The following is an 18,415-nucleotide window of genomic DNA, read 5'->3' as shown; positions in this document are numbered from 1 at the left end:
TGCGGTCAATCGGCCCGATTCGAGTCGAACGACGGTGGCGGCGGCGGTGGGAAGAACTCGACATCGAGGTCGTCCGGTTCGGGATCGGTGTGTTGCAGATTGTCGTGGGGATTCATCGCCGCCAGCAGCAGCATCACCAGCGATGCTGTCAGCGCCTGAACGATCAGCACCAGCGGAGTCTCGATACTCGGCGCAACAGTGACGATCGACCCGACTGCAGGGTCGATGGCCTTCGGAAACCGAAGAGCAGCAATTCCGTTGCCCACCAGGATCGCAGCGACCGAGCCTGCGAGAGCGCCGACGAAGACGGCACCGAACAGCCGCGGACCTCGTTCCGACCTCCAGAGCCAGAACCCGATCGGGAGGACGAGACCGAGGGCCAAGGACACGAACGAGAACAGCGCGAGGCCGTCGAAGCGGTGCAGACTTTCCCCGGTCAGGGCCGCCCCGCGGTCCTGCGCCACCACGAGCAGCTGCTGCGCCGGTGCCAGGAACCCCCACAGCATCCCGCCCAGGGCCGACACTGCCACCGAGATTCCGACAACCACCGACAGCACACGACCGGTGCTGCTCCGCGGTGGGACTTCGACAACGTCCGACATGACCACCTAACGCCTACCCGTCGCGGTCGAGTCGACGAGGCCGTGACGCGAGCACAGCGACGTCCACCCGTCGGGGATGATCTGCACCACCATGCGGCGGCCGCATTCGGCGCAGAACCGCGGCGGCTCCAACCCGAGCCGGACGGCGACCGACAACGAATCCGCGCCCACCTCGGCTCCGGCTTCGACAGGCCGACCGGTGTGCGGGTCGTAGTGGGTCTCGCTCGTCATTCGACCCACCCTAATACGCCCATCAGATAGTCGAGTTGAGCGCTTTGATCGGCATCTGCAGCTCGCCGAGAAGATCGAGATCCTGTTCTGCCGGACGACCGAGCGTCGTCAGGTAGTTGCCGACGATGACCGCATTGATGCCGCCCAGAATTCCCTGCTTCGCACCCAGATCACCGAGGGTGATCTCGCGGCCTCCGGCGAATCTCAGAATGGTGCGCGGCAGAGCGAGACGAAACGCAGCGACGGCGCGCAGAGCATCCGACGCCGGCAGCACGTCGAGGTCCCCGAACGGGGTTCCCGGCCGGGGGTTGAGGAAGTTCAGGGGCACCTCGTCGGGTTCGAGTGCGGTGAGGTCGGCCGCGAACTCGGCCCGCTGCTCGAGTGTCTCCCCCATGCCGAGAATTCCGCCGCAGCACACCTCCATGCCTGCCTCGCGCACCATCCGCAGGGTGTTCCACCGCTCCTCCCAGGTATGGGTGGTCACTACGTTCGGAAAGTACGAGCGAGAGGTCTCGAGATTGTGGTTGTAGCGATGCACACCGATCGCCGCGAGCTGATCGACCTGATCCTGATCGAGCATGCCCAACGAACAGGCGATATCGATCTCGACCTCGTTCCGAATGGCTTCGATACCTGCGGCGACCTGCGCGAGCAGCCGAGCGTCGGGTCCGCGCACCGCAGCGACGATGCAGAATTCCGTCGCTCCGGTCTTCGCGGTCTGCTTCGCAGCTTCCACCAGCGACGGGATGTCGAGCCACGCAGCGCGAACCGGGGAAGCGAAAAGCCCGGACTGCGAACAGAAGTGACAGTCCTCGGGACACCCGCCGGTCTTGAGACTGACGATTCCTTCCACCTCGACCTCGGGCCCGCACCACTTCATCCGCACCTCGTGGGCCAAGAGCATCGTCTCCTCGAGACGGTCGTCACCGAGCTCGAGAACCTCGAGAACCTGAGATCGATCGAGCGCGATGCCGTCGCCGAGCACCTGTGTACGCGCCGTATGCAAAATGTCCATTCCGGGTCCCCTCGTAGTCGAACGGCATCGCCATTGAACACCGTTCAAGTTGAACGGCGTTCACGTTAGGCGCCGCGCTCGGCTACTGTCAAAGCGACGAGGCGTCGAACCACTTGGGGGAAGTAAGTGCAACTGAACAGGCAGGACGTCCTGGACGGCGCAATCGCCATTCTCGACGAGTACGGCCTGGCAGACCTGACGATGCGGCGTCTGGCGACGTCCCTGCACGTCCAGCCGGGCGCGCTGTACTGGCACTTCCCCAACAAGCAGACGCTGCTCGGTGCCATCGCCGACCACATACTCTCGGGTGCCGATGCACCGTCCACCGAGGATTCGTGGGACGCACAGATCGCGCAGATCGCGCACCGATTGCGCGACGCCCTTCTCTCCCGACGCGACGGTGCCGAATTGGTGGCCGCGACCTACGCATCGAGGCTGACCACCAACCACATTCGCGAACGTATCGCCGCCGTGTGCATCCGAGCGGGACTGCCGCGCCGCGACGCGGAACTCACCGCCGACACGTTGCTCTACTACATCCTCGGTCAGACCGTGGACGAGCAGGCGCGACTCCAGATGGACTCCGCCGGAGCCCTCACGCCCGACGCGTCGCCGCTCTTCGAAAGTCCAGACCCGACGAGCAGATTCGATTTCGGACTGAAGCTCTTCCTCGACGGAGTACGCCACACTGCGGCCGACCGCATCCGCCGCTGATCGGTCAGAATTCCGCGAAGACGATGCGCTCGCTCCCGTTGTCCAGGGTCATGGTGCCGTTTTCCCGAGACCACTGTGGTGTGGAAGTCAGGAACGCCGACAGCCACCGATCCTGCTCCATCAGCGCCTCCGGGCAGGCCATCCGCGTCGACCCGAGAGAGTCGATGGTGATCCTGCCCTGCGAGGTGTCCACGGTGCCGAACAACCTGTTGCACCCTGCTTCGGCCGAGATTCGGTCGTCGACGAATTCGAGCCCGACCGTCGTTCCGGCGACCGGCGTGTAGGAGTCGGGTGCGTCGACCGACGAGTACGTCTTGCCTGCCGGGAATTCGCCGTACGAGTCGGCACACCCGGACGCCACCACACTCGCACCGAACGCGAGTGCGGCCAGCGCGCGGCGTGCGTCAGCCACCGAAAATCGGCCCCAAACCGGCCGCACCGGCATTTCCGCGGGACGCGAACGGGTTGTCGTGCACCATGTATGTCCAGGTCGATGTCGGTCGATGCAAGCCGGCTTCGTCCAGATCGATTCCGTCCGAGGTGATCTCGGCCGACTCGAACGTAACGTGCGAGAGATCCATCGCCTTGGAGGACACCGTCTTGAACGCCTCGACAGCGATCCGGTGATACTCGTCCAACGGGTTCTCCCGCCCCAAGGCACGCAGGTGAATGCTCTCGCGCACGTCGGCGAGGTGCGCCAGGTAGTCCGACCACGACCGATCGAGGTGGTACAGGACGATCTGGCGGGCGACCTCGACCAGAGTCTCCTCGGACACGGTCTCGCGCAACTCCTTCGAGCGCGACGGTGCGTGCTGCTCGAGCAGCGTCAACGCCTCGTCGGAGTCGAGCAACGTGGCCCGGCGGCGATCGAGGATCTCACGGTGCTGAGCCGTCAACTGGTTGTAACGCCACGTGCGCGAATGTATTTCGAGCATCTGTCCCTCGGCGATGCGTTGCGCATGATCGACGCGGTCGGCCGCAGCAGACGAGGTGAACATTCCGCTCTCGTCGATGCCCTTCGGTGCATCCTTGTCGCCGATGTTGTTCTTGACGACGTCGTCCTCCCAGCTGCCGAAGAACAGCGAACGGCCTGGATCTCCCTGCCTACCTGCACGCCCTCGCAGCTGATTGTCGAGCCGCTCGGTGGTGTGGCGACCGGTGCCGAGAACGAACAGTCCGCCGAGCTCGGCAATCCGTTCGCGATCGGTGCCGTCGGGACCACCGAGCTTGATGTCGGTTCCGCGTCCGGCGATCTGCGTCGATACCGTCACCGCGCCGTGTACGCCCGCCGCCGCGATCACCGCCGCCTCCTCGGCGTCGTTCTTGGCATTGAGCACCACCACCTCCACGCCCGCCGCAGTGAGCGTCTCGGCAAGCGCCTCGGACTCGGCGACATCGTGGGTGCCGATGAGAATCGGCTGACCGGTCTCGTGAATGTCCTTCACCTGCAGCGCAATTGCGGCGTTCTTGTGCTCGATCGTGTCGTACACACGGTCGTCTTCGTCGACGCGCACCGTCGGCACATTGGGCGAAATGACCGAGACACCGAGGCCGTAGAACGTGCGGAGCTGCTCCCCCGCCGCCATGGCGGTGCCGGTCATACCGCACACCGTTGCGTATCGATTGATCAACGCCTGCACGGTGATCGTGTCGAGAATCTCACCGGTCTCGGTGGCGGCGAGCCCTTCCTTGATCTCGACCGCGGCCTGCAACCCGTCCGGCCAGCGCTGCAGTTCGGCCACCCGGCCACGCGAGGCGTTGATCAGCTGCACTCGGCCGTCACGGACGATGTAATCGACGTCGCGCTGGACCAGCACCTGGGCGTGCAGTGCCACGTTGACTGCCACCAACGTCGTCCCGACGTGATGCTCGGAGTACAGGTCGATTCCGCCCAGTTCCTTCTCCATCCGCAGCGCGCCCTCGTCGGTGAGGAACACGTTGCGTCCTTCGGCATCGGTGTCGAAATGAACACCCTTGTCCAACAACCGGACTGCGTCCATGACCGTCGATGTCGAGACGTCGCCGGAGACCGAACCGGCCAACACCAGCGGAACGAGCGCCTCGTCGACCAGCACGGAGTCGGCCTCGTCGATCAGGGCAACGTCCGGCACGGGTGCGACCAGATCGTCTCGGTCGTTCACCAGATGATCACGCAGAACATCGAAACCGATCTCGTTGACCGAGGCATAGGTGATGTCGCAGGCATAGGCGGTGCGACGCTCCTGCGGCGTCGACGACTCTCCGATGGAACCGACAGTGATGCCGAGGGACTCGAACAGCGGACGCATCCATTGAGCGTCACGTTGCGCGAGAAAGTCGTTGACCGAGATGACGTGCACCGAACGCCCGGACAACACGTATCCGACGGCAGCGATCGCGCCGGCCAACGTCTTGCCCTCGCCGGTTGCCATTTCCACCACGTCACCGGCGAGCAATCGCACGGCACCGTGCAGCTGCACATCGAAGGGCCGTAGCTTCAGGGCACGCTCACTCGCCTCGCGCGTCAAAGCCAGATACCGCGGAACATCGAGACGGTCGGCGTTGTCGACCCGCAGTGCGGTCGCCTCGGTCGCCAACTCGGTCTCGCTCAGGGCAGCTGCCCACTCCGCATGCTCCTGGGCTCGGTCGACGCGTCGACGCGAGGTGCTCTGCGCCTTCTGCGCGGAGCGGCCGAGTACACGCCAGAATCGGTCGGAGCCCAAAGCCATCTGTTATCCCTACCTGAGAAAGAAAAACCGTTCCCAACCACAGTACCGAGTGCGGCTCCGCCCAGCTCTAGGCATCGAGCGGCGTCGTCACCGCGATCCGGCGCGTACCGTCGCCCAGCGTCACCACCTGATAGGCGTTGCGCTCGGCTCCCACCGGCGAACCGTCGGAGTCGAGGTTCTCCAGCAGAAGATGCCCCACCCAGATACCCGGCACCTCTGCCTCGGTGACGATGTCGCGGGCCCGCACCCCCTGTATTCCGCGCGACCGATAGTAGGTCTGCCCCTGCCGAAAGAACTCTCGGGTCTGCTGCGGCTCGGCGATCGCCGCACAACCGCGCGCCGTGACCGCCAGAGCCGGATAGTTGTAGATCTCGGCAAGGCCGTCCAGATCACCCGAGGTCAAGTACCCCGTGTAGCGAGCGAAGAAGCTGTCGATCGATTCGGTGTCAGGTGTCATATCGACAACGGTAGGACCCATTCCCGTCAGGCCGGCGTCGGGAATCGAGAAGAATTCGGACGGTGCCGAAGGAAAATTCACCCCAGTCGCTCGACAGCGCGCTCACCCTGCGCCGTGTCGCGCGTCAGCAGCGGATCGTCGAATGGCTGGGGTCGGCGGCTGCGCCGTTGACCTCACCCGAACTCGCGCAGAGGCTCCGGGTTTCCGTGCGCACCGTGGAACGCGACCTTGCCCGGTTGCGTGAGTCCGGGGTTCCTCTCGATGCGGTGCCGGGTGTGCACGGCGGATCTCGACTGGCGGGTGTCGCCGCACCCCGGCCGGTGCGGTTGACAGCCCCCGAGATAGCAGCTCTCATCGCCAGCCTCGCCGCTCTGGGACCCAGCGAAACCGACAGTGCCGCATCGGCAATGAGCGCTTTGATCGAGGCATTGACCACCGACTGACCGCGAAACCTGGACAAACCGACGCGTTCGCATTACCGTCTTCCACTAATCAACTAGTGAAAGGGTCTTGATGATCGCGTATCGCATCGATCGTCAGTCCGGCATCCCCACCTATGTCCAACTGATACTGCAGACCAAACAGGCCCTGCGCCTCGGATCACTCGCTGTCGGCGACAAACTCCCGACGGCGAAGGACGTGGTCACGGCACTCGCCATCAACCCGAACACCGTGCTCAAGGCCTACCGCGAACTCGAACGAGAAGGCCTCGTCGAACCACGGACCGGATCTGGAACCTTCGTGGTCGCCTCGCTGGCGAAACCCGGCATGGCCGAACGATCGGCACTCGAGGCCGAACTCGGCCGTTGGATTCGCCACTGTCTCGCAGCGGGACTGGACAGACCGGACCTGGAAGCGATCGTCGCCGCTGCCCTCGACACACAATTCGACCGACCCGAAAGAGAAGAATCATGACCGACGCGGTTCTCACCATGGACGAGGTGGTCAAGTCGTTCCGACGCAAGACCGTACTCGACCGATGCTCGTTCGCCGTCGAAAGAGGAAGCGTCACAGCATTGGTCGGGTCCAACGGTGCAGGCAAATCGACTCTGATGTCGTTGGCCGTCGGACTGCTCGCACCGGACGCCGGAACCGTCCGAGTTCTCGGTGAAGTGGTGGGCCAAGGCGGGATCGCTTCCGGCCTGTCCTATCTCGCCCAGCACAAGCCCCTGTATCCCAACTTCACCGTCGACGACATGCTTCGATTCGGCCGAAACACAAACGTGCACTGGGACGATGCCTACGCCGCCGAGTTGGTCGATGCGGCCGGAATCTCCGTCTCGGCGCGAGTGAAATCACTGTCTCCCGGCCACCGCACCCGCGTCGCCCTCGCACTCGCGTTGGGACGACGACCGGAAGTACTTCTGCTCGACGAGCCTCTCGCAGACCTCGATCCCGTTGCCCGACGCGCCGTGGCCCGAACACTGATGCGCGACGCAGCAGAAAACGGCACCACCATCGTGCTCTCCTCGCACGTGCTGTCCGAACTGGTCGACGTGGCCGATCGGCTACTCCTGTTGCGCGACGGCAGAATTCGACTCGACGGCGAACTCGACACCATCACGGCCGAGCACTACCTCCTCATCGGTGACACCGAAGCCGAACCCACCGTCGACGAAGGAACCATCGTTTCGGACGTATCCGGCTCCAGCGCCGCAGTATTCGTTGTGCACGGCACCCGACCGGAGGCGACGCGACCAGGCTGGACTGTCGAAGACGCCACCCTGGACGACGTCGTGCTCGCCCACCTCGGAGCGGCGGTGGCGGCATGATCTGGGTGACGTGGAGACAGTTCCGCACAACGATTCTGCTCGGGGTGCTGAGCCCACTGTTGTTGGCGGCCATCACGATTGCGATCACACTCTTCGAAGGCGGCGTTTTTCCCACGGCTTCCCTGACTGGATGCTTGTCGTTCGACGCCACGGAGTGCAGGGCGGAAACCGCACAGACTGTTGCGATTCTGCTGACCGTCGTTCTACCGGTGGCGCTGGGTGCCTTCGTCGGAGTAACGGTATTCTCCCGTGACCTCGAACGTCGAACACACGTCCTCGGATTGACCCAGTCGGTCAGTCGACGGCAGTGGTACATGACGCGTGTCGCCGTGGTGTTCTTGCCCACGGTCCTCTCCATGATCGTGCTCGGGTGCTCGTTGTACTGGGCCAAGTACCAGACCGTGCCTGATGAGTTCGCCGTCTCGTTCGGCGGATACGATTCGCGCCTCGAGTTTCCGGTCTTCGGTGCAACCGGGTTCGTCGCAGGTGGGTACACCGCCGTCGGACTGATGTTTGGCGCGGCATTCGCTCTGACACTCCGAAACACAGTGGCAGCTATGGTAGGGACCGTAATCGCCACCTCGCTGCTGATCGCGGTATTTCCCACGCAGATCAGGCAGCATTACGCGGCTGCGTCCGTCGAGGAGCTGACCCTGGAACAAAAGAGCAACGAGATGTACGGCGGCGGTACCCCCGACTTCTCTCTGCCACTCGACTCGAGTGATCTTTTCTATGCGCGTTGGGTTTTTTCGACCGACTATGTCGATTCGAATGGACAACCCGTGGCGATCGACTGGCAGCAATGCGCCCAACTCGAGAACCGTCGAGACATGAGCGAATTCGAGACGGTCGCCGAGTACGAGGAATACTCGAACGGGCTACTCGAGCGGATCAAGGCACTACACCTTGACTGCTTCCGCAGTCAGGGTGCCGAGGCCTTCGAGACGAAGTACCACGAGGATCGGCTGTTCTGGCGATTCCAGGCGATCGAGACGGCCCTGACCCTGGTGATCGCTGCTCTGTTCGGTGGGCTGTCGCTGCTCCTGGTTCGGCGACTGCGGCCGTGATGACAGGTTCGCCACTATGCGAAGCGGCGGGTGACAACCAGATTCAGAGTTGCGCAACCAACGCAGGCAATCCCGTCGCGGCCGTGATGCGCCACCGGTGATCGGCCATGTCCGAGACCTCGGTCTCGACCGGGTTGATCTCGACCACCGTTGCTCCGGCGCTGCGGGCGATCGCAGGCAGCCCGGCGAACGGATAAACGACTCCCGATGTGCCGACGACGAGAACCAGGTCGGCCGCGCGAACCGCGTCCTCGGCCGCCTCCCACGCGGCCTCGGGCAGCGATTCGCCGAACCACACCGCCCCCGGCCTGATCAATCCACCGCACAACGGACACTCCGGCGGCGGAACCCGCTGGTCCGCCTCGGCCGGAGCGTCGGCGGCACCGTCGAACTGCGCTCGTGTCCCACAATCGCTGCAGTACGGCTCGAACAGAGATCCGTGCACGTGCGAGAGAACCGTGGCACCGGCCCTCTCGTGCAGGTCGTCGACATTCTGGGTGGCGATGTCGACGTGCGCTCGCTGCTGCCATTGCGCAAGTGCCACGTGCCCGGCGTTGGGCTCGGAGCGTCGGACCAATTCGGCTCGCCATCGATACCAGCCCCACACCAGATCACTGTCGGCCAGCCACCCCTCCGGACTGGCGAGATCCTTGGGATCGAAGTCCTTCCACAATCCGCTCCGGGCGTCCCGAAATGTAGCGATCCCCGACTCGGCGGACATGCCTGCGCCGGTGAGTACGGTGATCCGCGAAGCCTCTCGCGCGGCGTCCACGACGGGCTGCGGAACGGCAACGGGCGACTGATTCTCGGAAGTGGTCACCCGGTCATTGTGCCGAGCGGTGTGCCACGCCGCGCTACCGTGGTCGCATGAGCATCGACACCACCGCGCGAACCCGACGACGGTGGCCCGTGTGGTTGGCGGCCTGCACGGCCGTCGTCGTGCTTGCAGTGGCCGGGGTTCTGTGGCTGGCACCGAGCCGGTACCTCCCGTGGGACACCGAAGCATTTCCCGAGGTGAACGCCGGCGAGCTGACTACCGATCAGGCCCGGGTGGTCGAACTCCTGCGCACCGAGCACGAGCTGCAGCGGCCGGGAACGTTCTACGCCGAAGGAATCGACGAGGCCTGGTGTGCCGATTTCGTCAGCTGGATCATGAAGGAGGCGGGACTGCCGTTGTCGAACCCCAATTCGGGTTCGTGGCGCATTCCCGGCGTCTACACCCTGCAGGAGTACTACCAGGAGCAGGGACGTTACGAGGCCGTCGGCGACTACACGCCATCGGTGGGCGATGTGGTGCTATACGACAACACCAGCTGGGCCGGCCAGCACACCAACGTGATCGTGGCGGTCGAAGGCGACGAGGCCATCACCGTCGGCGGCAACGAAGCTGGCAAGGTCAGGGTGCACACGCTGCACTACGCATCCGATTCCGGAGTCGTCGGATTCGGTCGCCTTCAGAGCTGACGGTCACTACGTCGGGATGGCGTCTGCGTCGCCGTACGAACGCGCACCACCGTCTCGTTTGGCTCGGTAGAGCAACATGTCCGCGCGGTCGAAGCAATCGTCCACGGACTCCCCCACGCGCAATGTCGTGTAGCCGGCAGAGAAGGTCTGTTCGTCGGGCACGACCGCCGACAACTCGGCCAGCACGGCAGACATGGTCGTCGAACCCGCACCGGGCATCGCGAGAGCGAACTCCTCGCCGCCCCACCTCGCGATGGAGGCGCGGCCGCCGAGCAGGTCCTGGGCAGAAGCAGAGAACTGAATCAACAGCCGATCTCCGCGTCCGTGCCCGTATTTGTCGTTGTACGACTTGAACCGATCGAAGTCGACCATGGCCAGAGCCAACGCCACATCGGCACCACGCGGTGTCGTCAACTGATGCAGCCGATCGCGCCATCCACGCCGGTTGAGCAATCCGGTGAGGGCATCGGTCTGCGCGGCCTGGCGGAGGTCGTCCTCGATGCGCCGACGATCGGTGGTGTCGTGCACGACGGCCATCGTCCACCGAATACCCCCGGGACCGGGAACCTCACTGGCCGAGATCCACCCCCACCGGACCGTGCCGTCGGCGTGCAGGTAGCGCTTCTCGAGGTGAACCGATTCCCCGCGCGCCTTGGCGTCGGCCATGATCTGTTCCATGGCCGCGTGCTGGGCCAGATCGTCGGGATGGGTGAATTCGCGAGAGGACCGGCCGGCCAACAGATGGCGCGGGCAACCGACGATGGCCGCGTACGCCTCGTTTGCGAGAACCAACAACCCGTTCTCGTCGGCCAACGCCAATCCGACCGTGCTGGCCTCGAACATCTCCCGATACCAACGATCGGTGTCGACCATCTTCAGCCGGGTCTCTTCCTCGAACAGTGCGAGTCACGCCGAATCACACAGACCACCGAGAATACTCGGTGCGTCGTACCGGGCTGCTCTCGAGCACGTTGCGGCCGATCTTGACCTTGACGTAGCGTCACGGTTCACACTGATACACATGAGAATCGGATCCCTGGCCGACGCCGCCGGAACGACACCTCGAACAGTGCGTCACTATCACCGTCTCGGCTTGCTCGGTGAGCCACGCCGTCTCTCCAACGGCTATCGCGAATACACGATCGACGACGTGGTTCGACTGATGAGAATCCGCTGGCTCGCCGATGCCGGAATGCCCCTCGGCGCGATCGCGGCCGCCCTCGACCGGTCCGCGCCGGACGAGAGCGACGTGGTCGCCGATCTACGCGCCCTGGTGGCCGGTATCGAAGCGGAGCAGAAAGCGCTGGCCCACAAGCACGCTCGTCTGTCGGCTCTGCTCGACGACGCCGTCGAGCATCGCCGAATGACGGCCCTGCCGCGCGATGCGGCGGACACACTGGCCGCGTTGATCGATGCCGCTGCCGAGACCGACCGAGAATCGCTGCTCCGTGAGCGTGACCTGCTCGAGGTGATGGCGATCTCGGGCACCGTCCCCGCGTCGTTCTTCGAGTCGATCACCGCGACGCTGGCCGATCCCGGCACCCGGCTGAAGTACCTGGCGCTCCTGCGCAGATTCAGCGCGCTCGAAGGCCGAGGGGTCGACGATGCCGCAGGTGACATCGATTCGCTCGCAGCAGAATTGGCGTCGGTGCTCGATATGAAGGCTCTCGCCTCGGCGGAGCCCGAGGTCACTGCCCACGAGAGCGGCCCGCTGAGTATCGACGACATCGTGCCCGATCCCGCTCAGCGCGCAGTGATCATCGAAGCCATCGCACGGCTGCAGACCAGCGAACCGAGCCGCGCTGGTGCTGCTCGATGACGGTCCACACCCCGGTCCAGGTCGGCAGATGGCGCGCGCTGCTGCTGTGGGCGCGGGGACGGCATGCGCCGATCGGCGCGGACTCGGCAACGTTCACGGCAGAACGTGGAACCCTTGCGATGCCGGTGATGTTCGGCGTCGTCACCGTCATCGAGATGGTCGTTCTGCACCTGCTGATTCCGGTCCTGTGGATCAGCGCAGTGATTGCAGCCCTGTCGGTGGCGTCACTGGTGATGCTCACCTCGTCGGTCGCACTGACCCGCGTCCATCCTCACGTTCTCTCGCCGACGACGCTCACTCTGCGAACCTCCGGGAAGGTCGTCGCGACGGTGGACCGAGCGAGCATCGTCTCCGCCAGAATCCACCGCCGCTACGGCGTCGTATCGCCGACTCTCGACGGCGGCCGGTTCGTGCTACCGAATCAGGACGGCACCATCGTCGACATCGACTTGTCCTGCGCCACAACGGTCAGCGTGCCCGCACCCCTGAAACGATGGAGGGTCGACGGCAGTGCCCACTCCTTCGCCCTTCAGGTGGACGATCCCGCAGCACTGGTTGCAGCGCTCACTCGGCCCGCCCCCGCGACCGGATCCGCGTCGGCGCGTCGGAGCAGACCGGTCGCGAACACCAGAACGATCAAGGCCAGCAAGGTGATAGCGGATCCGGCCCAGATGGGCGAGGTGTAGCCGAGACCGGCCGAGATCGTCACACCGCCGAGCCACGCGCCCAACGCGTTTCCGAGATTGAACGCGGCGATGTTCGCGCCGGACGCCATCGTAGGAGCGTCGGATGCGAACGACATCACCCGCATCTGCAGCCCCGGGACCGTCGCGAAGCCGAACGCACCCATGAGCACGAGAGATGCGATCGTCGCCGGGCGACTGTCCGCGGTGAGCGCGAAGAAGACGAGTACGACGGTCAGTGCACCGAGCAGAATCATCAGCGTGCCGGTGAGGTTGCGGTCTGCCGCCTTTCCGCCGAGGTAGTTGCCGACGAACAGTCCGCCGCCGAACAACACGAGGAGCCACGGCACCGAACTCGACGCGAAGCCACTGACGTCGGTGAGCGTGAACGCGATGTACGTGAACGCACCGAACATGCCGCCGTAACCGAGCACCGTGACCGCGATGGAGAGCCATACCTGCACCGACCGGAACGCTCGCAATTCTCGACGCAGATTGCTCGCTTCACCGCTCCCGGTGTCGCGAGGAACGAGGGCGGCGATACCGATCAGCGCGACGACGCCGATCACCGTGATCGCCCAGAACGTAGAGCGCCAACCGTGGTTCTGCCCCAGTAACGTCCCGAACGGAACTCCGAGGACGTTGGCGGCGGTCAGGCCGGCGAACATCATGGCGATCGCTCCTGCCTTCTTGGCCGGCTCGACCAGGCTTGCCGCGACTACGGCACCGATGCCGAAGAACGCTCCGTGACACAGCGCTGCGACGACGCGGCCGAGCAGCATCATCTCGTAACTGCTCGACAGTGCGGAGACGAGATTGCCGACGATGAACAGACACATCAGTGCGAGCAAGACCTTCTTGCGCGGAAACCGTGTCACGGCGGCGGTGACGACCAGGGCCCCGACGACGACGGACAGCGCATAGCCGGTGATGAGCCAACCGGCAGTGGCCTCGGTGACCGCAAAATCGGCCGCGACTTCGGGCAGTAGGCCCATGATGACGAATTCGGTCAAACCGATTCCGAATCCCCCGATGGCGAGGGCGAGCAAGCCGAGTGGCATGTCTGAACTCCTGAATGGAAGATGCGTACGCAATTATCGAGCTTCCGCGCGTAGTTGCACGCGCCTGATAAATGCTTGCATACGCCTCATACATGCGCAAGCCGATCAACGCGAGAATGTGCCCGAAACCGTCCGCGAACTGGGACTATCGCCGCAAAGCAGACTCCGAGGGGTACTTCACCTCATGTACACGTATTGTTTGCCCCTGAATCCCCGATCTCACCTGAATCGGGTACCGCCGTCCGCGACCCCCGACCCAGTGGTCGATACACAGCCGGGAAGTCACTTCTCCACCATGCACGCACCCCAGAGCAGCGCCGATACCGATTCGGTCGCCGATACCTCGGCCCTTGCGGTTGTTCCGGCTCAGGGGGCCACAGCTCCGCCGCCGAGCGGACCGCGTCGGCCACCGCAGCGGCATGATCTCAACGGCCTGCGTGGTGTCGCCATCGCCCTCGTTGTGGTCTTCCACATCTGGATGGGTCGAGTGTCGGGCGGCGTCGATGTATTTCTCACCCTGTCCGGCTTCTTCTTCACCGCATCTCTGCTGAGATCGGCCGAGTCCGGCGCAAGCCTGAACCCGATCACTCGCATCTCGCGGATACTGCGCAGACTCGGCCCGCCGTTGCTGATCACCTTGTTCGCGGTGGCCGTCACATCGGTGTTCCTGCTTCCGCGGACCCGATGGGCCGACCTGGGCGATCAACTGGTGTCCGGTGTCTTCTACTTCGTGAACTGGCAGCTGGCGACGACGGCGAACGACTACCTGGCGGCCGACCCCTCGGTCAGTCCCGTTCAGCACCTGTGGTCGGTGGCCGTGCAGTTCCAGTTCTATCTGCTGGCCATTGCCGTGGTGTTCGGTCTCGCCTGGGTCCGACGCATCGCGCAACCCGAGGGACCACGAAGTCTCCGACCGCACACCTTTGCCGTGATCTTCGCGATCGTCGCCGTGCTGTCCTTCGTGTATGCAGCGGACGGTGTTCGACGCCACCAGGCGTGGAACTACTACGACACGGGGGCGCGGCTGTGGGAGATCATGCTCGGTGCCGCAGTCGCCGCCGTGTTCGCCGCACGCAGCGACAAGCCGGCGGCCGAGCCGACGGCCGACGGCACCCGAACGTGGTCGACCGCACGCGGTGCCCTTGCCGTCATCGGCATGACAGCCATCGTCGCGTGCGGCTTTCTCGTCGACGGTGTGGCTGCATTTCCCGGCCCTTTGGCCCTCGTTCCGGTGCTGGCCACCCTCGCATTGATCGTCGCGGGCTCCGAGACCGCCGTAGCGGCCACACTCTCCAACCCGTTCTTCGCCTGGCTCGGATCCATCGCGTTTCCGCTCTACCTGTGGCACTGGCCGCTACTGATCTTCTACCTTTCGGCCACCGGTCGATCCCACGTCGACATGCTCGGCGGCCTGGGCATCGTCGCTGCCTCGATCGCACTCGCGTTCCTCACCGTCCGACTGGTCGAGCGACCCACGCAGTCGACGACGTTCACCCCGGGACGCATCGCGGTGACCGCCTGCGCAGTGGTCGCCGCGATCGCGGTCACCGCGAGTTCGATCGGATGGAACGCCTACATCAGCCGATCGATCACCGCCGTGCAGGCCGATGGATCGGTCGACGAGCTGACCCACCCGGGGGCGCTCGAATTGACCGACGGAATTCGCTCGGACCCTGCCGACCTGAGCCCGCCCCTCTACTCCGCACCCGAGGACCTGCCGGCCACCACCCTCGAGGGCTGCATCGCGGACTTCGAGACCCGGGACGCGATCTCGTGCTCCTACGGCGACGTAGACGCGACCCGGACCATCGTGCTGGCCGGAAGCTCGCACGCCGAGCACTGGGTCACGGCCCTCGACGCCCTGGGACGTCAACACGGCTTCGCGGTGGTCACCTTCCTGAAGATGGGATGCCCGCTGAGCGCGAACACGATGCCGATGCTCGGTCCGAACGAGTACCCGGATTGCCTGGACTGGACGCAGACCGTGCTCGCCGACATCGCCGACATGAAACCGGACTACGTGTTCACCACCGCTACCCGGCCTCGGGAGGACGCCCCCGGCGACTTCACGCCCCCCTGGTACGCCACGGTGTGGCAGCAACTGACCGCGGACGGCGTCGGAGTTCTGGGCATCCGAGACACGCCATGGCTCGCGTATCGGGCCATCGACTGCCTCGCCGACGGCGGCACGGCCACTTCCTGCGGTATCCCGAGGGACGAGGCGTTGGACCCCGTCAACCCGGCCTTGGCCTCCTCGTTTCAGCTGCGCGGGTTCTCCGCTCTCGACCTGTCCGATGCGGTGTGCGACGACACCGTGTGCCGCGCCGAGCAGGGCAACGTTCTGATCTACCGTGACGAACACCATCTCACCGCGACCTACGTGCGAACCCTCACCACCGAGCTGGGCCGACAGATCGGATCGGCCACCGGCTGGTGGGCCGGACCGTGATCCAGTGGGGTCCAAGGCCAGGGGCATGCGGCTCGCGCTCGGTAAGCCCGGGCCCACCCGCCACAGTAGGGTTGATCCATGCTGCACGAAGCCTCCGACGACACGCCAGCCATCGCAGTATGGCCGGGATCCGCTTATCCGCTCGGCGCGACCTACGACGGAGCAGGAACCAATTTCGCACTGTTTTCCGAGGTCGCGGAGGCCGTGGATCTGTGCCTGATCGCCGACGACGGAACCGAGACCCGCATCCGTTTCGAGGAATCCGACGGCTACGTCTGGCACGCATATCTGCCTACGGTGGTGCCCGGTCAGCGCTACGGCTACCGCGTTCACGGCCCGTGGGATCCGGCAGCCGGGCATCGCTGTGACCCGAGCAAGCTGCTCGTGGATCCGTACGGCAAGGCCTTCGAGGGATCGTTCGACGGCGATCGATCGCTGTTCTCGTACAACATGGACGCGCCGGCTCCCGAACCCGAGACCGAGGTACAGGTCGACGAGGAATCCGCGGATTTACTCGACGCCCAGGCCCCGTTCGAGGACGCCACAGATCTCGCCGATCCCGAAAACGAGATCATCGAGGAAGCTCCCGTCGCGCACGACGACGTGCCGAACAACGGCTTCCCCCAACACGATTCGCTCGGACACACGATGACCACCGTCGTGATCAACCCCTTCTTCGACTGGCAGGCCGATCGCGCCCCCAAGCGCCCGTATCACGAGACGGTGATCTACGAGGCCCACGTCAAGGGCATGACGATCAACCATCCCGACATCCCCGAATCCGAGCGCGGCACCTACGCGGGCCTGGCGCATCCGGTGATCATCGACCACCTCAACCACCTCGGTGTCACGGCCATCGAGCTGATGCCGGTGCACCAGTTCATGCAGGATCAGGTTCTGCTGGACAAGGGATTGCGAAATTACTGGGGCTACAACACCTTCGGCTTCCTCGCCCCGCACGCGGAGTACTCCTCGCTGCAGTCTCCCGGTGCCGCGGTCACCGAGTTCAAGGCCATGGTTCGTGCGTTCCACGCCGCCGGCATCGAGGTGATCCTCGACGTGGTCTACAACCACACCGCCGAGGGCAACCACATGGGCCCGACCATCAGCTTCCGCGGGATCGACAACGCCGCGTACTACCGGCTCGTCGACGGCGACCTCGAGCACTACATGGACTACACCGGTACCGGCAACAGCCTCAACGCGCGACACCCGCACACCCTCCAGCTCATCATGGATTCACTGCGCTACTGGGTCACCGAGATGCACGTGGACGGATTCCGATTCGACCTCGCGTCCACCCTGGCTCGGGAGCTGCACGACGTCGATCGCCTGAGCGCGTTCTTCGATCTGGTGCAGCAGGATCCGGTCGTCAGCCAGGTGAAGCTGATCGCCGAGCCCTGGGACGTGGGCGAAGGCGGCTACCAGGTCGGCAACTTCCCCGGCCTGTGGACGGAGTGGAACGGCAAGTACCGCGACACCGTGCGCGACTACTGGCGGGGCGAGCCGGCCACGCTGGGCGAGTTCGCGTCGAGACTGACCGGATCCTCGGATCTGTACGAGGCCACCGGCCGTCGCCCCGGTGCCAGCATCAACTTCGTCATCGCGCACGACGGGTTCACCCTCAACGATCTGGTGTCGTACAACGACAAGCACAACGACGCCAACGGTGAGGACAACAACGACGGCGAGAGCCACAACCGCTCGTGGAACTGCGGCGTGGAAGGCCCGACGGACGATCCGGAGATCCTGGACCTGCGTGCCCGCCAGATCCGCAACATCATGGCGACGTTGCTGCTCAGCCAGGGCACGCCGATGATCGCCCACGGCGACGAGATGGCGCGCACTCAGCAGGGCAACAACAATGTCTACTGCCAGGACTCCGAACTGGCCTGGATGGACTGGTCGTTGGCAGAGAAGAACGCCGAACTGATCGAATTCACCCGCAACGCAATCGCATTGCGCGCCGACCACCCGGTGTTCCGGCGTCGACGGTTCTTCGAGGGACGCCCCATTCGAACCGGCGAGCAGGCCCGAGACATCGCCTGGCTCACCCCCGCGGGCGAGGAGATGACTCCCGAGGACTGGGACAGCGGATTCGGCAAGTCACTCACGGTGTTCCTCAACGGTGACGGAATCCCGGAACCGAACCAGCGCGGCGAGCGCGTCATCGACGACTCTTTCCTGTTGTGCTTCAACGCACATCACGAGACCATCGAGTTCGTGACCCCCGACGGAAACTACGCAAAGGAATGGACGGTGGCGCTGAACACCGCGTCGCGAACCGGGGCAAGTGAGAAAACGATCGAAGCGGGTACACCGGTGGAGGTCACCGCTCGTTCCCTGCTCGTTCTACGAAAGACTGCCTGACAC

Annotated in this window: 18 protein-coding genes; 9 read left to right on the top strand and 9 right to left on the bottom strand. The window is 64.7% G+C overall.

Annotated features, from left to right (window positions below; genetic code table 11):
* Window positions 1-5: 5 nt before the first annotated feature.
* From AYK61_RS02310 to bioB, 3 genes are read right to left on the bottom strand one after another with little or no spacing between them, the layout of a single operon-like run.
* Window positions 6-602, bottom strand: a complete 597-nt coding sequence (locus AYK61_RS02310; RefSeq protein WP_259467900.1) for a DUF2567 domain-containing protein — start codon at window positions 600-602, stop codon at window positions 6-8.
* Window positions 603-608: 6 nt separating this feature from the next.
* Entirely contained in the window at window positions 609-833 is a 225-nt protein-coding gene (locus AYK61_RS02305) for a hypothetical protein (protein ID WP_121869654.1), read from the bottom strand.
* Window positions 834-855: 22 nt separating this feature from the next.
* Entirely contained in the window at window positions 856-1,848 is a 993-nt protein-coding gene (bioB, locus tag AYK61_RS02300; RefSeq protein WP_121869653.1) for a biotin synthase BioB, read from the bottom strand.
* 126 nt (window positions 1,849-1,974) lie between these two features.
* Between bioB and AYK61_RS02295 the strand changes: the two genes are divergently transcribed.
* Window positions 1,975-2,562 (top strand): TetR/AcrR family transcriptional regulator C-terminal domain-containing protein, encoded by a 588-nt coding sequence (locus AYK61_RS02295; protein WP_121869652.1) that lies wholly within the window; start codon window positions 1,975-1,977, stop codon window positions 2,560-2,562.
* Window positions 2,563-2,566: 4 nt separating this feature from the next.
* Here AYK61_RS02295 and AYK61_RS02290 read toward each other — a convergent pair whose 3' ends face one another.
* From AYK61_RS02290 to AYK61_RS02280, 3 genes are all read right to left on the bottom strand, one after another.
* Window positions 2,567-2,974 carry an META domain-containing protein gene (locus AYK61_RS02290; protein ID WP_183130132.1) on the bottom strand — a complete coding sequence of 136 codons (408 nt, stop codon included), beginning with the start codon at window positions 2,972-2,974 and terminating at the stop codon, window positions 2,567-2,569.
* On the bottom strand, window positions 2,967-5,270 hold the full coding sequence (secA2, locus tag AYK61_RS02285) for an accessory Sec system translocase SecA2 (protein ID WP_121869650.1): 2,304 nt from the start codon (window positions 5,268-5,270) through the stop codon (window positions 2,967-2,969). The genes AYK61_RS02290 and secA2 overlap by 8 nt, the downstream gene beginning before the upstream one ends.
* 67 nt (window positions 5,271-5,337) lie before the next feature.
* Window positions 5,338-5,727 (bottom strand): hypothetical protein, encoded by a 390-nt coding sequence (locus tag AYK61_RS02280; protein WP_121869649.1) that lies wholly within the window; start codon window positions 5,725-5,727, stop codon window positions 5,338-5,340.
* A gap of 62 nt (window positions 5,728-5,789) precedes the next feature.
* On the opposite strand from AYK61_RS02280, the gene AYK61_RS02275 reads away from it, so the two are divergent.
* The 4 genes from AYK61_RS02275 (at window position 5,790) to AYK61_RS02260 (ending at window position 8,566) form a co-directional block, all read left to right on the top strand.
* Window positions 5,790-6,170, top strand: coding sequence for a YafY family protein (locus tag AYK61_RS02275; RefSeq protein WP_237669320.1), 381 nt, complete (start codon window positions 5,790-5,792; stop codon window positions 6,168-6,170).
* Window positions 6,171-6,240: 70 nt separating this feature from the next.
* Window positions 6,241-6,642, top strand: a complete 402-nt coding sequence (locus tag AYK61_RS02270) for a GntR family transcriptional regulator (RefSeq protein WP_121869647.1) — start codon at window positions 6,241-6,243, stop codon at window positions 6,640-6,642.
* The gene (locus AYK61_RS02265; RefSeq protein WP_121869646.1) at window positions 6,639-7,499 is read left to right on the top strand and encodes an ABC transporter ATP-binding protein; all 861 of its coding nucleotides are present in this window, start codon (window positions 6,639-6,641) and stop codon (window positions 7,497-7,499) included. Before AYK61_RS02270 ends, AYK61_RS02265 begins: the two co-directional genes overlap by 4 nt.
* Complete coding sequence (locus tag AYK61_RS02260; protein ID WP_121869645.1) at window positions 7,496-8,566, top strand: hypothetical protein; 1,071 nt, start codon at window positions 7,496-7,498, stop codon at window positions 8,564-8,566. The genes AYK61_RS02265 and AYK61_RS02260 overlap by 4 nt, the downstream gene beginning before the upstream one ends.
* A gap of 43 nt (window positions 8,567-8,609) precedes the next feature.
* On the opposite strand, the gene AYK61_RS02255 is transcribed toward AYK61_RS02260, so the two are convergent.
* Window positions 8,610-9,386, bottom strand: a complete 777-nt coding sequence (locus AYK61_RS02255; protein ID WP_310886812.1) for an NAD-dependent deacylase — start codon at window positions 9,384-9,386, stop codon at window positions 8,610-8,612.
* A gap of 47 nt (window positions 9,387-9,433) precedes the next feature.
* On the opposite strand from AYK61_RS02255, the gene AYK61_RS02250 reads away from it, so the two are divergent.
* On the top strand, window positions 9,434-10,030 hold the full coding sequence (locus AYK61_RS02250; protein WP_121869644.1) for a CHAP domain-containing protein: 597 nt from the start codon (window positions 9,434-9,436) through the stop codon (window positions 10,028-10,030).
* Window positions 10,031-10,036: 6 nt separating this feature from the next.
* Here the strand turns inward: AYK61_RS02250 and AYK61_RS02245 are convergent, their stop codons facing one another.
* Window positions 10,037-10,903 (bottom strand): sensor domain-containing diguanylate cyclase, encoded by an 867-nt coding sequence (locus AYK61_RS02245; protein WP_121869643.1) that lies wholly within the window; start codon window positions 10,901-10,903, stop codon window positions 10,037-10,039.
* 148 nt (window positions 10,904-11,051) lie between these two features.
* On the opposite strand from AYK61_RS02245, the gene AYK61_RS02240 reads away from it, so the two are divergent.
* Window positions 11,052-11,849, top strand: coding sequence for a MerR family transcriptional regulator (locus AYK61_RS02240; protein ID WP_121872361.1), 798 nt, complete (start codon window positions 11,052-11,054; stop codon window positions 11,847-11,849).
* Between the two features lie 529 nt (window positions 11,850-12,378).
* Here AYK61_RS02240 and AYK61_RS02230 read toward each other — a convergent pair.
* A complete protein-coding gene (locus AYK61_RS02230; protein ID WP_121869641.1) occupies window positions 12,379-13,593 on the bottom strand; it encodes an MFS transporter in 1,215 nt (404 codons plus the stop codon).
* A 295-nt stretch (window positions 13,594-13,888) separates the two neighbouring features.
* Here AYK61_RS02230 and AYK61_RS02225 point away from each other — a divergent pair, with 295 nt between their 5' ends.
* Window positions 13,889-16,042, top strand: coding sequence for an acyltransferase family protein (locus tag AYK61_RS02225; RefSeq protein WP_121869640.1), 2,154 nt, complete (start codon window positions 13,889-13,891; stop codon window positions 16,040-16,042).
* Between the two features lie 78 nt (window positions 16,043-16,120).
* Complete coding sequence (gene glgX, locus AYK61_RS02220; protein ID WP_121869639.1) at window positions 16,121-18,412, top strand: glycogen debranching protein GlgX; 2,292 nt, start codon at window positions 16,121-16,123, stop codon at window positions 18,410-18,412.
* Window positions 18,413-18,415: the final 3 nt, after the last annotated feature.

The organism is Rhodococcus sp. SBT000017, assembly GCF_003688915.1.
Taxonomy (GTDB): Bacteria; Actinomycetota; Actinomycetes; order Mycobacteriales; family Mycobacteriaceae; genus Rhodococcoides.
This window is presented reverse-complemented; position numbering and strand designations above follow the sequence as displayed.

Bases quoted from the DNA above. Each gene is read 5' to 3' on its own strand.
- secA2 (WP_121869650.1), bottom strand. From the start codon at position 5,270: ATGGCTTTGGGCTCCGACCGATTCTGGCGTGTACTCGGCCGCTCCGCG.
- AYK61_RS02270 (WP_121869647.1), top strand. From the start codon at position 6,241: ATGATCGCGTATCGCATCGATCGTCAGTCCGGCATCCCCACCTATGTC.
- AYK61_RS02240 (WP_121872361.1), top strand. From the start codon at position 11,052: ATGAGAATCGGATCCCTGGCCGACGCCGCCGGAACGACACCTCGAACA.
- AYK61_RS02250 (WP_121869644.1), top strand. From the start codon at position 9,434: ATGAGCATCGACACCACCGCGCGAACCCGACGACGGTGGCCCGTGTGG.
- AYK61_RS02245 (WP_121869643.1), bottom strand. From the start codon at position 10,903: ATGGTCGACACCGATCGTTGGTATCGGGAGATGTTCGAGGCCAGCACG.
- bioB (WP_121869653.1), bottom strand. From the start codon at position 1,848: ATGGACATTTTGCATACGGCGCGTACACAGGTGCTCGGCGACGGCATC.
- AYK61_RS02305 (WP_121869654.1), bottom strand. From the start codon at position 833: ATGACGAGCGAGACCCACTACGACCCGCACACCGGTCGGCCTGTCGAA.
- AYK61_RS02230 (WP_121869641.1), bottom strand. From the start codon at position 13,593: ATGCCACTCGGCTTGCTCGCCCTCGCCATCGGGGGATTCGGAATCGGT.
- AYK61_RS02310 (WP_259467900.1), bottom strand. From the start codon at position 602: ATGTCGGACGTTGTCGAAGTCCCACCGCGGAGCAGCACCGGTCGTGTG.
- AYK61_RS02260 (WP_121869645.1), top strand. From the start codon at position 7,496: ATGATCTGGGTGACGTGGAGACAGTTCCGCACAACGATTCTGCTCGGG.
- glgX (WP_121869639.1), top strand. From the start codon at position 16,121: ATGCTGCACGAAGCCTCCGACGACACGCCAGCCATCGCAGTATGGCCG.
- AYK61_RS02265 (WP_121869646.1), top strand. From the start codon at position 6,639: ATGACCGACGCGGTTCTCACCATGGACGAGGTGGTCAAGTCGTTCCGA.
- AYK61_RS02225 (WP_121869640.1), top strand. From the start codon at position 13,889: ATGCACGCACCCCAGAGCAGCGCCGATACCGATTCGGTCGCCGATACC.
- AYK61_RS02280 (WP_121869649.1), bottom strand. From the start codon at position 5,727: ATGACACCTGACACCGAATCGATCGACAGCTTCTTCGCTCGCTACACG.